The organism is Bacillus sp. LQ01, from assembly GCF_057624735.1.
The window spans coordinates 104,565-118,317 of sequence record NZ_JBYEZL010000008.1 but is presented as its reverse complement, the minus strand read 5'-3'; the positions used below and the strand labels follow the sequence as shown (position 1 = coordinate 118,317).

The 13,753-nt window shown below is 33.0% G+C and carries 16 protein-coding genes; 12 read left to right on the top strand and 4 right to left on the bottom strand.

Annotated features, from left to right (window positions below; all coding sequences use genetic code 11):
• Positions 1-1,017, top strand: a 1,017-nt coding sequence (locus tag AC22L0_RS27585) for an RNA-guided endonuclease TnpB family protein (RefSeq protein ID WP_487272553.1), incomplete at its 5' end; no start/stop codon positions are given.
• A 124-nt stretch (positions 1,018-1,141) separates the two neighbouring features.
• Positions 1,142-1,717 carry a hypothetical protein gene (locus AC22L0_RS27580; protein WP_249268324.1) on the top strand — a complete coding sequence of 192 codons (576 nt, stop codon included), beginning with the start codon at positions 1,142-1,144 and terminating at the stop codon, positions 1,715-1,717.
• Positions 1,718-1,991: 274 nt separating this feature from the next.
• Here the strand turns inward: AC22L0_RS27580 and AC22L0_RS27575 are convergent, their stop codons facing one another.
• The gene (locus tag AC22L0_RS27575) at positions 1,992-2,366 is read right to left on the bottom strand and encodes a hypothetical protein (protein WP_087966401.1); all 375 of its coding nucleotides are present in this window, start codon (positions 2,364-2,366) and stop codon (positions 1,992-1,994) included.
• A 406-nt stretch (positions 2,367-2,772) separates the two neighbouring features.
• Between AC22L0_RS27575 and AC22L0_RS27570 the strand changes: the two genes are divergently transcribed.
• The 5 genes from AC22L0_RS27570 (at position 2,773) to AC22L0_RS27550 (ending at position 6,193) form a co-directional block, all read left to right on the top strand.
• Complete coding sequence (locus tag AC22L0_RS27570) at positions 2,773-3,099, top strand: transposase (protein WP_487272552.1); 327 nt, start codon at positions 2,773-2,775, stop codon at positions 3,097-3,099.
• A gap of 268 nt (positions 3,100-3,367) precedes the next feature.
• Entirely contained in the window at positions 3,368-3,658 is a 291-nt protein-coding gene (locus AC22L0_RS27565) for a hypothetical protein (protein ID WP_087966397.1), read from the top strand.
• A gap of 19 nt (positions 3,659-3,677) precedes the next feature.
• A complete protein-coding gene (locus AC22L0_RS27560) occupies positions 3,678-4,112 on the top strand; it encodes a hypothetical protein (protein ID WP_087966395.1) in 435 nt (144 codons plus the stop codon).
• Positions 4,113-4,203: 91 nt separating this feature from the next.
• Positions 4,204-4,785, top strand: a complete 582-nt coding sequence (locus tag AC22L0_RS27555) for an SMI1/KNR4 family protein (protein ID WP_087966393.1) — start codon at positions 4,204-4,206, stop codon at positions 4,783-4,785.
• Between the two features lie 523 nt (positions 4,786-5,308).
• Positions 5,309-6,193 (top strand): Rpn family recombination-promoting nuclease/putative transposase, encoded by an 885-nt coding sequence (locus tag AC22L0_RS27550; RefSeq protein ID WP_087966391.1) that lies wholly within the window; start codon positions 5,309-5,311, stop codon positions 6,191-6,193.
• 158 nt (positions 6,194-6,351) lie between these two features.
• Here the strand turns inward: AC22L0_RS27550 and AC22L0_RS27545 are convergent, their stop codons facing one another.
• A complete protein-coding gene (locus AC22L0_RS27545; RefSeq protein WP_258054730.1) occupies positions 6,352-6,480 on the bottom strand; it encodes a hypothetical protein in 129 nt (42 codons plus the stop codon).
• Between the two features lie 448 nt (positions 6,481-6,928).
• Between AC22L0_RS27545 and AC22L0_RS27540 the strand changes: the two genes are divergently transcribed.
• Positions 6,929-7,726 carry a LysM peptidoglycan-binding domain-containing protein gene (locus tag AC22L0_RS27540; protein ID WP_087966389.1) on the top strand — a complete coding sequence of 266 codons (798 nt, stop codon included), beginning with the start codon at positions 6,929-6,931 and terminating at the stop codon, positions 7,724-7,726.
• 395 nt (positions 7,727-8,121) lie between these two features.
• Here the strand turns inward: AC22L0_RS27540 and AC22L0_RS27535 are convergent, their stop codons facing one another.
• Positions 8,122-8,343: a helix-turn-helix domain-containing protein gene (locus tag AC22L0_RS27535; protein WP_075312952.1), complete on the bottom strand. Its 222-nt coding sequence runs from the start codon at positions 8,341-8,343 to the stop codon at positions 8,122-8,124.
• 289 nt (positions 8,344-8,632) lie between these two features.
• Between AC22L0_RS27535 and AC22L0_RS27530 the strand changes: the two genes are divergently transcribed.
• Genes AC22L0_RS27530 through AC22L0_RS27520 form a run of 3 tightly spaced genes read left to right on the top strand, consistent with a single transcriptional unit; the run spans position 8,633 to position 10,733 of the window.
• On the top strand, positions 8,633-8,953 hold the full coding sequence (locus AC22L0_RS27530) for a hypothetical protein (RefSeq protein WP_087966385.1): 321 nt from the start codon (positions 8,633-8,635) through the stop codon (positions 8,951-8,953).
• Between the two features lie 15 nt (positions 8,954-8,968).
• Complete coding sequence (locus AC22L0_RS27525; protein WP_087966383.1) at positions 8,969-10,135, top strand: FtsK/SpoIIIE domain-containing protein; 1,167 nt, start codon at positions 8,969-8,971, stop codon at positions 10,133-10,135.
• A gap of 22 nt (positions 10,136-10,157) precedes the next feature.
• A complete protein-coding gene (locus AC22L0_RS27520) occupies positions 10,158-10,733 on the top strand; it encodes a replication-relaxation family protein (RefSeq protein WP_087966402.1) in 576 nt (191 codons plus the stop codon).
• 392 nt (positions 10,734-11,125) lie between these two features.
• Here AC22L0_RS27520 and AC22L0_RS27515 read toward each other — a convergent pair whose 3' ends face one another.
• Entirely contained in the window at positions 11,126-11,374 is a 249-nt protein-coding gene (locus tag AC22L0_RS27515; protein WP_392387726.1) for a zinc ribbon domain-containing protein, read from the bottom strand.
• 381 nt (positions 11,375-11,755) lie between these two features.
• On the opposite strand from AC22L0_RS27515, the gene AC22L0_RS27510 reads away from it, so the two are divergent.
• Positions 11,756-13,570, top strand: a complete 1,815-nt coding sequence (locus AC22L0_RS27510; RefSeq protein WP_087966381.1) for an acyltransferase family protein — start codon at positions 11,756-11,758, stop codon at positions 13,568-13,570.
• The last annotated feature ends 183 nt before the right edge of the window (positions 13,571-13,753 follow it).

The window sequence follows — 13,753 nt, the reverse complement described above, 5'->3', positions numbered from 1 at the left end:
TATAACAGAATGTTAGCTGAACGGAAAGAAGCGTATGAAAAACATAAAGATGATAAGGATCAACTAAAGAAACAAAAGCTTCCCACTCCTGCGAAATACAAAGCAGAATTTGAGTGGTTAAAAGAGGTGGATTCATTAGCTTTGGCAAATGCTCAACTAAACTTGCAAACTGCCTATAAAAATTTCTTTCGTGGTCAAAATGACTTCCCGACATTCAAAAGCAAAAAAGACAGAAAGTCTTATACAACGAATGTAGTGAACGGAAATATTATGTTGCTTAACGGTCATATCAAATTGCCAAAACTGAAAATGGTACGTATCAAACAGCATAGAGACATACCACAAGGCCATATAATCAAGTCATGTACGATTTCTATGACACCTACTGGTAAATACTATGTGTCCATTTTGACTGAATACGAAAAAGAGATCGTACAAAAAGAAGTAGAAACAGTTGTTGGATTAGACTTTGCGATGGATCAATTATACGTCAGTTCTGAGGATGAGAGAGCCAATTATCCTAAGTTCTATCGTGAAATGTTAGACCGATTAGCAAAGGCGCAACGAGTATTATCAAGACGTACAAAAGGTTCAGGGCGTTGGAATAAACAACGTATCCGTGTAGCTAAGCTGCATGAAAAAGTAGCAAACCAACGTAAGAACTTCCTTCATCATAAGTCTAAAGAGTTAGCTACTCATTTTGATGTTGTAGCTATTGAAGATCTAAATATGAAGGGAATATCGCAAGCACTTCATTTTGGAAAAAGCGTCGCTGATAATGCTTGGGGTATGTTCACCTCTTTCTTAGCTTATAAACTAAATGAACAAGGCAAACAGCTTGTGAAAATAGACAAATGGTTTCCTTCCACAAAAACATGTAGCAGTTGTGGAAATGTGAAAAATATGTCATTGTCTGAGCGAGTTTATTCTTGTATATGCGGTGTAAATCTCGATAGAGATTATAACGCAGCTATCAATATCAAAAATGAAGCAATACGCCTATTAGCGTTAGCATAGATAGTAATAAAATAACCCTTGGAACAAGGGAGTTAGCTCGGTTGTCCTAGGGCGAATTCGTTAGCTATTAAAAGTAACGACTAACCGAGAAGCCCCCACTTCAAACAGTCCGTGAGGACGTTAAGTGGCGGGTAGTTCACTAGCCTATGCTAGCTTATATTTACCAGGAGTTATAACATTTGGTTTAGTTGGATACTTTTCTAATTCATGGATTTTTGGAATTGTAATGGGTGTTATAGTTGAGGCAATTCGTTTCTATGGATTAGGCAGAATACTAAATCATATATCCTCTTCTTTAAGAGCGATGAAAGTGAAAATTGCTATAGCAAAAGCAAATAAAATAGCAAATACTAAAAACAAACCTTTAGAGGTAATTGAAGCTGCTGAAGTTAATATTGAAAAAGAGGACATAGTACAAGAGCAACCAGTAATTGAATTGAAAAAAGAACAGAAGGAAATTATACAAACAGAAGAACCAGAAATAATTGACGATGCAGATGATGTAGAAGATTTAGATGAAATGGAAGGCTTAGAGCGTGTAGCTGTACTGGAGCACATAGAAATGGTCGCAGAAACTAAAGAAGAATCACTAGTTAAAAATGATTCTGCAGTGAAGCGTGAACGTAAACAAGCAGAAACTACACCGGATACACAGGAAATTTATGAACAACTACAACTAGTGTTAGTTGGTGGGGATTAAGAAAAGAATAAAGAAGATATAAGTTTTGATTAATATAAGAGCTATCATCATGTTTAATGATGATAGCTTTTTGTAATTTGAATTAAAAAACTCGCTTTAAGATGAACTAGCTACTATCTTACTCTGTTTCAATAATGGAAAAATAAATATCATGGTACTGTTAAGAGATAATAAAGTTGTTTAATTTCTATCCATTTAAATGTGTCTGCACTCAAAAATCAATAATAAAGTTGTTTAACTCTTGTTCAATTAAAGCACCCGTTAGTTCAATAACTTACCTATACTGTTTTGGATCTTTTTCTCTTCTAATTGGACCATTATGAGCAATACTCCATTCAACAACTCGGTCAGTAATTCTATCATATAAATCGTCTTCAAGATAAGGATTTTCATAATCGAGTAATGTTTTAATATCAAATTTAATTTCTTCTAAAGAATGGCTTTCGAAGGTTTTACTGTCATTTAAAATATCCCAAATGTATTCGCAAAAACGCTCTAGGCCCTCATCCCAATTACCATTCCCATTGTTTTGTGCTTCATATCGAAGCTTTTCTACTGCTCTTATGAGTTCGCCTTCGATAGTGTCTGATTGACCATTCTTTGGAACTTGGTTTTTCCAAATGTTTTTAGCTTCTTCAAAGTACTTCATAATAGCCTCCTTGAAAATCTTTTCGCTCTTTTTATAAAACATGTACTTTAATAACAATTTCCTTTTAATAAATTATAGCATTCCTTATTAAACTATCCTGCACTGTGAGTTCAATAAGAATTAAACAACTTTAAAGAGCTTTACTACAATACAATGTAGCAAGGCTCTTATATTTTTTATATCTAAATTAAATAACTGTATTATCACTTTACATGTACACTTTTGTACGCGAATAATAAACCTGCTAAAAGTAATAACACCATTTCAAAAAACTTTAGAAACACATGGTAATAATTGGTGTGGTCGTTCTTTATCCTGTATGATAAAAATGGGGATATTCCAATATTTTCATAGATAATAATTAGCTTAATATAAGTAGAAAAAATTATTAATAGGAACGAAAAGGATGATCAAAATGAGAAGAAAAAGGAACTCGCATGACAGTGTCTTTGTTAAAGACTTAAAATATGAATTAAGATTGTCTGGATCTGAGGCACTATCTATACATAAAACTAACTTTGAAGACTGGGAGTTAGAATTAAGTGCCTATGAAGAAGAATTATATTATTTTGAAGATGTAAAACAAAAAGATGAACCTATAGAATTTGCAATTTATATTCAATATATGAATCGTTTAACAGGAAAGGCGGTAGTGAAAAGTATTGAAAAAAATACAGTTGTAGTAAAGGGAATTACTGTTTTATATGGGTATAGATATGTATCACCACGTTGAAAATATTTTAATCTTTAAACAGAATATGTAAAAAATGTCGTGAAATAACGGGTAACTATTTCTGATTAGTTATTTAAAATGTTTAATACATTAAATGAAACAGGCCAGTAAGATTTTGAAATGTTAGTCGAAGTAAACTTGAAAACAAATAAACAAAACAGCAAATGTAAGAGTTTAACTGAGATGAACTACAATTTGGAGAGTTGTTTATGAGTTCACAACAAAGAGAACGCTATAATAACATCTTAAAATAAGGGAGGGGTAAAATATCCCATTTTTCATAGGTAGTGCAAAAGCAGGTTTCACGAAAGTAAGCGGTACAGGAGAAGAAATCGGAGTATCTGCGTGGTATAAGTATATGTGGTACAGAGAAAACAATAGAGACGTCTTGCAACGTCATGAAGCATTTGTTGACAGGACTCATGTAGAATTGATAGAGAAATACGGTAAGGTGTATTGGAACGTGATTGACAATAGATTAACATCTGCAGAAAAGGAAGCAGCTAGAGATGCATTACTGAGAGCAGATAGATGTCTGAGAGACTACGGTTTAAAATAAACTACAAGGGGTAGAAAAAATGAGGAAATATGTGAAAGGCCAAAAGGTAGTTGCCTATACATTACTAGGATTAGCACCATGTACAGTAGTAAGAGTTGGTTGGTTCTTTATTATGGTAGAGGTAGAGGAAGAGGAAACGAAACATTTATATTCTGTTACAAAGAAGAAGCTAACTCCTATAGAGGAAGAAGCACACTACTTAGTAGAAGAGAGTATTGATGAAGACGGTGTATTCGATATAGGTAGATTGTTTGCTAAAATAGAAGCAGAAGACATGGACCTTGCAAAGAAATCATTTGAAGAAAATGAAGACTTCAAGAAATATGAAGATTTTCATAATCCATCAGAAGGGAAACTGTATGGTGGTGAGTACTATACAACAATCAAAACAGGTAAAGAGCTACTAGAACAATACTTTAATCGTGAAGAGCTAGAGTGTAATGGTACTAATTAAATTAGATGAGAAAACGTTAAAGGTAAAATCTCATTTATGATAGACATATAGACTGAAAAATTTTATATTTCATTATTGGGAGGACAACATTATGGATTTGGTAAACAAATTTTTAAACGGTTTGAAAGAAGCCTTATCAACAGCTGATCTCGAAGCACTAAATAAAGCATACGGTGCTACAAAAGAGGCTATTGATATATTAAGGACGAAATATCCAAATTGTCCAGAATCATTAATCTCTTTACTTGAAAATATCGATGGTACATATTGGCGGAAATATGGAGAAAACGAAGTTTCGGTATGTATTTTAGGTTCAGACGTTGAAGAGTATCCATATTATTTGCTTTCTACACAGGAGATGATCGAAAGTTCTAAAGAAGGAGAAGACGTCTCCTATCTTTTAGAATACCAAGATGACGAGGATGCTGTTGACCCTAAGATAAATCCAGAAGGACTTCTCCCTGGCACGTATATTCACTTTTCAGATTGTATGAACAACGGTGGAACATCAAAGCTGTATATTGATTTTAATCCTTCTGAAGAAGGGGTATGTGGTCAAATAATTCGTTTTTTACACGACCCTGATGAATATGAAGTGATTGCAAACAGTTTTGATGAGTATTTACAGGATCTTATTGATGGTAATTTTAATTTTCTAGGCGAGGAAGAATAATCTCAATAATTGGTGAAGAATTATACTTAAACTAACAGGTTCTTTATTTGAACTAGATTTAAATAACTTTATTACTGAATTTTGTCTACAAACACATTTAAAAGGTTAAAAATTAAAGAATTTTAAAGAGCCTTACTACAAAATAATTTGTAACGAGGCTCTTATTTTGAGTGTGGGATGCGAGATATTTCTAGAGATAATAATTTAGAGGAATTACAAGAGGCAAATCTAAATCATATACGCGAATTAAACAATTATTGGACAAACAGGTTAAGAGATAAGTTGGTTAAATATACTTCTTTTGAATTAGCAAAGTAGGTTTTAGTTTGATAATAATGTGATCAAGGAATAGACGAATAATAAAGGTTTTGGCACAAAACAAAGTTATTTGCAACCGCTTTTTATTGGAATCACAAGTTTTTATAGTTTAGACACCCTGCTAACATAAGAGCCTATTTGCATGTGTTACCTTTTTTTATGTACAATAGTAATAAGATATGATATAGACAGGGAGAGGAAATCCATGTCCACTAAATTAGTGAATTTACGCATTGATTTTGCTTTTAAACAGTTATTTGGAACAAAAGGAAATGAGGAAATTTTAACGGGTTTCCTAAATGCAATTTTAGAGGAATCTTTAGATGCGCCTATTACTTCGCTACAATTAGATGATCCACATCTCCATAAATCTTATGAAGATGATAAGTTATCGATTTTAGACCTATTAGCAACGCTAGATAATGGGACGCAAGTAAATATTGAAATTCAGCTTCGAAATACACATGATATGGTAAAACGATCTTTATATTACTGGAGTAAACTTTATACATCCCAAATGCAAGAAGGAATGCCATATCGTTCACTTTGGAAAACTATTACCATTAACTTACTAGACTTTATTTTATTTTCTCAGGATGATGCATTTCATACCATCGGACAATTATGGAATACTAAAATGCAGCAACTCTTAAGTGACGATATTGAAATCCATTTTGTAGAGATACCGAAATTGGTAAAACAATGGCGTGAAGAAAAAGTAAACCCATGGGAAAATACATTTGTTCGTTGGATGTTATTATTACCAGCACATGAAGATGAACATTTAACTCAAACATTGGAGGAGATTGCGATGAATCAAGATCCAATTTTACAAAAGGCAATAAATAAATGGGAAAATATGAGCCATGATTCTTCTTTTAGAACAGCGTACGAAGCTCGAGAGAAATTGCTTTTAGATGAACAAGCTAAGTTAGCACATGCAGAACAAGAGGGCATGGAAAAAGGGATTGAGCAAGGCAAGATGCAGATGATCCGAGGAATGCATGAAATTGGTGTGCCACTTGAAACTATTGCAAAAGCAAGTAAGTTGAGTGTGAAGGAAATAGAACGTATCTTAAATCTAAAATAAATATATGTGATTATACAGAACTCATGAGTAGAAAAATTAGACGTTCATTATCATATACGGTTAATGGGAAAGCATTGCTGAAGATTTCAGCAGTGCTTTTTCTATATTATTTAAGGCAATTGACCTTTTGTAAAAAAAATCAATTGCCTTTTTACGATTTAAAAATATTTTAACTTTGTAATAAAGGAACCTAAATCATAACCTGTTTTTATTATAGCTATAGCTGAAATCACAGTTAATAGATATTTAATAAATGGATTGTTGAGGCGTTCCATTATGTTTTTCATGTTATAAACCTCCATGGTATTATTTATATCATTTAATTTATTATACCTAATATAAAGATTAATAGTAAATAAAATGTAAAGAAAGACACTTAATTGAAGGAGAACTAAACAAAATAATGAATAACAAAACCTTCATTTCTATCATTCCTTCTACAAGTAATTAGGATTCAGTGTAGCGTATAGAAACAGTTCTTAGGAAGAAACTATTAGGCAATTGAAATAAACCTCTACTTTCACCATCCATATTTAGTTTAAGTATTAGATTGTCCGATTTTGTTGAAACATAATTATAATAATTCAATTGTAATATCATAAGCGACCCAATTATTATTTAGAAATACAAATTCAATGACTTGAATTCAATGTTTTGTTACGCTATAAATAGCTTGATTTGTTTTTAACTTAAACATATTAAGAGTACTTAATAATTTTTAGGAGGCTTTTTTGAATGAAGTTATGTAAGGCGAAAACCTGGTTACCATTATCTGCTGCAATGATTACAGTAGTATCAAATCCAGTAGGGACTGCGGCTTCAACGGTTTATACGGTTCAAAAGAATGATACCCTAGAAGCAATAAGTAAACAATATGAGGTGTCCGTACAATCACTAAAACAAGAAAACAATAAAGCAAATGATCAAATTAATATTGGAGAACGTTTAACAATTCCGATATCGACAACTGCAAACAAATATGTTCAAAAAAATAATTCACCAGTTTCAACTAATACATATCAAGCAATTTACCAAGTAAAAAGTGGGGATACATTAAGTTCTATATCACAACAATATAAGGTTTCAATACAGTCCCTAAAACAAAACAATAACGTAGATGAAAACCATATTTTTGTCGGTCAGCACTTAAAGATTGATACTGGTATTTCATTACAAGAAGTGGACTTAATGGCTCGATTAGTAAATGCAGAAGCAGGAGGAGAACCGCATGCAGGAAAGGTTGCAGTTGCAAAGGTAGTATTAAATCGTGCTAACGCAAATGGTTTTCCAAATACAATTACAGACGTAATTTATGAACCCATTAAAAATGGTTACGCATTTACTCCTGTTACAGACGGTAGAATTAATCAGCCTGCTACACAGGAAGCAAAAATGGCAGTAGAAGAGGCTCTCACTTCAAAAGGAACAAATTCTGATTGGCTTTATTTCTACAATCCCAAAACCTCGACTGATAAATGGATTACAACACGTCAAACCATTGCACAAATTGGAAACCATCTGTTTGCTAAATAAAATAATCATACATTAATAGGTTTTCAATGAGATAAGGAGAGGTTATTTTTGCGTGTAGTTCATTCACTATTAGGAATATTAGCAGTTATATTTTTAATTTGTGGTGTTATTATTCACGAGTATGTATTGGTGTTTTTGGTAGGGATTTGTTGCATGGTGATAGTAAGTTTTATAATTTCCAGTATACGTAATTGGAAAGAGAATAGAAAGCGTATTTCTATCGTGTATTTTACTTGTGTACTAATACTATTGCTATTAACAATATATCTTTTGTTTGTCACTTTTTATACACGTTCTGTTGAATTTTAGTACTATTATATAAGCTAACGCGGCCCAAAAATCAAAAAATGATGAATTCCTCAAAAAATAACCAGCTCGATTTATCGAGCTGGTTATTACATCCAGAAATCCTCAAAGTCTACGCTGTAACCTTTTCTTTTTAAGGCCCTAATTAGTTTTTGGCCATTTCCTAATGAAGGCTTAAATGTATTTGAACGAGAAATACGACTAATTGTATTTTGATTTACTCCACTCCATTCCTTTAATTCGGTTTGAGTAATATTATTTCTCCTTAAAAACTTACCAAACTTTGATAATGGTTTCCCCAAGCCAAACATTGTGAACACTCCTATTCTTAAATCCTCTATTAATCACATCTTTACCAAAGCCTGATTTTTTTAAACAAAAGTGTTAATAATGTACAAGCCCCACGTAATATGATGTATCAAGGTAGCCACTATGGTATATAGCAAACTTATTACCAGAGTAGATACCAAATTAACTAGCCTTTGTACTAGAAAAGTATCTACCAAGTTAACAGGCAAGATAATGCTATCAAGGTAATAGGCGTATAATCCCTATATTTTATCTAGTTTGTTCATTTTGTTTATAGGAGGGGGCATTTAAATGCTTGGTAGGAAGGAAACAATTTCTTTTCGTGAATGTATGAAGAGACACTACGAAGAGAAAGAAAAAAAAATACGTAAATACAATTCATTAAGTCCTTTCGCATTCCTTCATATGTCGGATCAGGTATTACATACTTACATTGCATTAGGAGTTATGGGAACGATTTTAATCGGAGCAGTCATATTAGAAAAATACTTGGTGCGACATGACTATATATCAGCAGCTAAATTTGTAAGTGAAGGTATTTATCATGGAACCCGAATTGGTGGAGTTTGCTTGATTGGATATGTATTTGTTCGTATCGTAATCATGTATTAAGGAGGGAAGGGAGTAATGGGGATTATAAAGGAGTGGCTTCGTATGCAAAGGTTAAGGAATCAGCTTATGGAGGTGTTCGGAAAAGCAGGTTTATATACGGAACATCAAACACGCGGGGGTAAAGTATCTATTTATCCAAAGGTACATACTGTTTCTTCCTCAGCAGAAAGTGTGAGATATGTGTTTACCATACCAAACGGTTTAGATCCACAGAAGATTGAAAAGAAGTGGTTTTGTTTCCAGCAAATATTAGGACGAAATATTACGATTGAAGGTGATGTGAAAAAATTTGTCCTACATGTATTTCGTTCAAATGCTGGACTAAAGTCGTACAATTATTGTTATAAAGAATGGAAGCCACTATTAAAAGATTACCGTTTACCTGTTGTGGTCGGCAGGGACCAATTCGGAAAAATGATTGCGTACGATATGATTGATTCCAATTCACCACACTTATTAATTGCAGGAGAAACTGGAAGCGGGAAAAGTAGTATGGTACGTGTTGTATTATCCACACTTATTCAATATATGTCTCCTGAAAAGTTACATTTGTACCTTGGTGACTTAAAAAACTCTGAATTTCATTTCTTGCGTAGAGTGAAGCATGTAAAAAAAGTTTGTATGGAAGAAATCGAAATGAAAATAATGCTTCAAAAGTTATGGAAGGAAATCAGGGAACGAAGAAAACTTATGGAAAAATATGAAGTTGATCATATTGATGCGTACAACAAATTAAATCCAAATCATCCAAAGCCATATATTTTGCTTGCTATTGATGAAGTGGCTATGCTTAAAGATGAAAAAGAGTGCATGACTACGATTGAAAAGATTTCAGCAGTCGGCCGGGCACTTGGGGTCTTTCTTATGCTTAGCATGCAGAGGCCAGATGCCAAGGTGTTAGATGGTAAATTAAAACTTAATATGACAGTAAGAATCGGCTTTAAATGTGATAGTGCAATTAATAGTAATATCATAGGTACACCTGGGTCAGAGCACTTAGGACAATCTGGACAAATGATTTTTAAACGAAATGGATTAAAGAAAGTGCAAGCTCCTTATTTGGAATTAAGTAAGGCGAAACAAATTGTTGAACCATATTGCATGTCTAAAGAGGAGAAGATACCCAAGCATTCATCGCAAGTAGAAATTCCGTTATTTGGGGTGTTAGATGATGAAGAGTAGAGATAAAGGAATTCTTAATGATTTGAAGCAATTTAGATGTATGTCCCGAGACGATATTATTGACTTGCATTTTCAAGGCTTAAAGAATGCGATAACCTGCTGTAATACCGTTATGAAAAGATTAAGAAGAGACGGCCATGTTAATGCTAACGTATTGCAACACCCATACATTTATTTTCCGCAACCCAGTTCTATCAGAAAGACGAGTCAAAAAATTCCTCATTTCCTTGGTATTGTGGACGTATACAAACAACTTGTTCATTATGAAAACCCAAAGTTATTCAAAGTGGAACCAAAGTATGGGAAGGAATATATGGAGCCGGATGCTTTTACTATATGGCGTAGGTCGCCATTCTTTGTTGAAGTTCAAAAGTCAGTGTACAGTAAAAAGCTAATGCAAGATAAGATAAATAGATATGAGTTATACTTCCATAGCCAAGAATGGCATAATGAATATTGGCAACCGAAAACTTCTAAATTCTTTCCTTCAATTCTTATCATTACTGATAAACATTATGACGTTCAATCTCATCATTTACGTATATTTCAGGCGAATTCTATAGAGAAATTTATGAATAATTTAGCGGTAAAACCATAAAACAAGATACTGCTTTCTCAATTCACATAATTTTCAAAATTAAAACCTTTGGATGTTAATATTTGTTATATAATATACTTGTCAAAGCATTACCCCTGTAGTATTTATGATAAATTTTCAAGAAAGTTTGTTTATCTCGTATATTCACCTTAAACTGAAAAGAACTTGTAGAGATTCCTACAAGTTCTTTTTGTTGCTCTTATAAACACGAAAATCCTCTTCTTTACTCCCAGTAATTTTACTTTATGAAGATTATCTCCTTGTTGAATTACTCCCACAGTTACTTTGTATAGAAGAAGGAAATTAATAAGTAAGGAGCTCAATCGAGTCCTAATTTATTAGTAGGCTATCAACATAGTCCTTGTGGTTAGAAGCATTATCACTTCATTCTTTCAATTGATACTTGCGTTAATATCCTGATTATGGTGTGTACAACAAGAAGGGTAGTCCCATTTCCGTAGGTTTAGATTAGTAACGTCTTGGTTTTGATATCCATAACAAGAACATAATTGATTTGAAACAAATGTTTCTGATACGACAATGGTTTGTTTGCCATACCATTTCGCTATCAAGTTAACAAAGAGACTAAAAATATTAAAGAGGAATTTTTTAAATAGAGGCGCTTTATCAGTAAGAGAAATATGTAATTATACATATCCCTTTTTTTTAATGTTTTTATATGCAAAATCCTTTACATATGCATTATCGATTATATTCAAAATGTCACAGGCCTTGATATCTCTGTAAAAACGTATCAAAATTTTACTTTAAGACACACGGTATATAAATTTTTGATTGGGCAAATTCCTCTTTTTTAGGAAGAGTAAAAACACCTACTATAAAAATTTTCACAACAGAGCCAGATAACGTGATAAAGTATTTATTGCTGTTCATGTAAATATAAAAAAAGAGCCTTACAAAATGATGTTTGTAATGGTTTAGCTTATACGATTTTAGGAAATTAATAGCATTTTATGCCGTTATTATTAACCTAGTTACCAAGAAATAGAGGTGAATATAGGATGACTAAACCTTTTAAAAAAAATAGTCGTTATATGGTTGGGTTGGACAGTCTAAGAGGGCTAGCTATACTAGGTGTTATTTTGTATCATATTAATTTTAATTGGTTACCTGGAGGGTTTTTAGGGGTTACAGTATTTTTTGTACTTTCAGGTTATTTAATTACAGATATTCTAGCCATGGAGTGGAAGAGAAATAAGAGAATTGATTTGAAAAAATTCTGGCTTAGTAGAGCAAGAAGATTGCTTCCAGGAATGCTTGTTATGCTCGTTATAACATTGGCATGGATTACGATTTTTCATAGCTCTTTACTTGAAAAAATGCGCGGAGATTCATTAGCGGCATTATTTTATGTTAGTAACTGGTGGTATATTTATCATAAATTATCTTACTTTGATAATTTTAATCAGATTTCTCCATTAAATCATTTTTGGTCGTTAGCAGTCGAGGAACAATTCTATGTTGTCTGGCCGTTTATTATTAGTTTAGGACTTTACTACATAAAAAAACAATCTCGTATGATTTTATTGATTTGTCTAGGAGCGTTTGCTTCAGCTTTAGCAATGGCAAATTTATATGAACCTGGAGTTGATCCGAGTAGAATATATTATGGTACAGATACGAGGGCCTTTTCCTTACTTATCGGAGCGGTACTTGCCTTAGTTTGGCCAAGCAATAGGCTTGCTAATAAAATTATCCCGAAGGCGCGTTTCATTCTTGATGTAGTGGGGGGCATAGCTCTTATTATAATTTTGGTTATGTTTTGGAAGACCAATCAATATGATCCATTTCTATACAAGGGAGGAATGGTTCTCTTATCAATTGCAACAGCATTGTTAGTGGCAAATCTAGCTCATCCAGCTAGTCGCATTGCTCAATTTTTGCGATTTAGGCCTTTACGTTGGGTAGGGGTAAGATCGTATGGCATATACCTCTGGCATTATCCAATTCTTACATTAACGACTCCAAAAGTAAATGTAGGGGATTTTTCAATAATAAGAGCAATCTTTCAATTTCTTTTAATCATATTGATTGCGCAAATTTCATGGAAGTTTATCGAAAAACCAATCCGACAAGGTGCGCTTCGGAACATTCAGTTTAAGAACTTAAGACTTCAAAATGTCACTTTAGGTGTTAAATTAGCTTTAGTTTGTTCATTATTCTTTTCGTCAATAGCAGTTTTAGGGTTATCAAATGCTAGTAAGGCTAAGGAGAATTCTCAACAAGATAAGGTGGAAACAGTACAAACAAAACCGGCGCCACATCCAGTTGCTGTTTGGGAAAATGCAGATCAAGAAACGCCACTAAATCAAGGGGAATCAAAAGAAGTAAATCCTGCAAAACCTAAAAATCCACTCACAGTTACTGCGATAGGCGATTCCGTTATGATTGATATTACTCCATATTTAAAAAATACTTTTCCTAATATTAGGATTGATGCGCAAATTGGTCGTCAGCTGTCAAAAGCGATTCCGGTAGTTGAACAGTTAAAAAATGAAGGGAATTTAGGAAACTATGTCATTATTGGATTAGGTACAAATGGAGCCTTTACTACTGAGCAACTTGTTTCATTAATAAAATTAATTGGAAACGAACGTAAAATAATATTTATTAATACGAGAGTGCCACGTCCGTGGGAATCAATTGTGAACGAGAGACTGAAAGTAACGGCATCTAAATATTCTAATGTAACTCTAATTGATTGGTATGTAGCAAGTGCTGGAAAGAAAGACTACTTTGCACCTGATGGTGTGCATTTAACCACTGTAGGTGCAGAAGCATACGCAGTACTTGTAGCTAAAGCGGTTAATCAATAATTAATTATATTTGATCAAATTCTTTTGCAAAGTTAGCTGAAATAAAAAAGATTTATATTTGGAGAAATACACTTTTGGCATTTAGCAATAATTCCTGTAATTCATAATACATTGAAAAGCGAAGTTTAGTTAAAGACTTCGCTTTTTTGTACGGGACATGAATGGTATCGATGCCTTTTACTA

Bases quoted from the DNA above. Each gene is read 5' to 3' on its own strand.
- AC22L0_RS27550 (WP_087966391.1), top strand. From the start codon at position 5,309: ATGTCCACTAAATTAGTGAATTTACGCATTGATTTTGCTTTTAAACAG.
- AC22L0_RS27575 (WP_087966401.1), bottom strand. From the start codon at position 2,366: ATGAAGTACTTTGAAGAAGCTAAAAACATTTGGAAAAACCAAGTTCCA.
- AC22L0_RS27570 (WP_487272552.1), top strand. From the start codon at position 2,773: ATGATCAAAATGAGAAGAAAAAGGAACTCGCATGACAGTGTCTTTGTT.
- AC22L0_RS27555 (WP_087966393.1), top strand. From the start codon at position 4,204: ATGGATTTGGTAAACAAATTTTTAAACGGTTTGAAAGAAGCCTTATCA.
- AC22L0_RS27535 (WP_075312952.1), bottom strand. From the start codon at position 8,343: ATGTTTGGCTTGGGGAAACCATTATCAAAGTTTGGTAAGTTTTTAAGG.
- AC22L0_RS27525 (WP_087966383.1), top strand. From the start codon at position 8,969: ATGGGGATTATAAAGGAGTGGCTTCGTATGCAAAGGTTAAGGAATCAG.
- AC22L0_RS27560 (WP_087966395.1), top strand. From the start codon at position 3,678: ATGAGGAAATATGTGAAAGGCCAAAAGGTAGTTGCCTATACATTACTA.
- AC22L0_RS27530 (WP_087966385.1), top strand. From the start codon at position 8,633: ATGCTTGGTAGGAAGGAAACAATTTCTTTTCGTGAATGTATGAAGAGA.
- AC22L0_RS27510 (WP_087966381.1), top strand. From the start codon at position 11,756: ATGACTAAACCTTTTAAAAAAAATAGTCGTTATATGGTTGGGTTGGAC.
- AC22L0_RS27545 (WP_258054730.1), bottom strand. From the start codon at position 6,480: ATGAAAAACATAATGGAACGCCTCAACAATCCATTTATTAAATATCTA.
- AC22L0_RS27540 (WP_087966389.1), top strand. From the start codon at position 6,929: ATGAAGTTATGTAAGGCGAAAACCTGGTTACCATTATCTGCTGCAATG.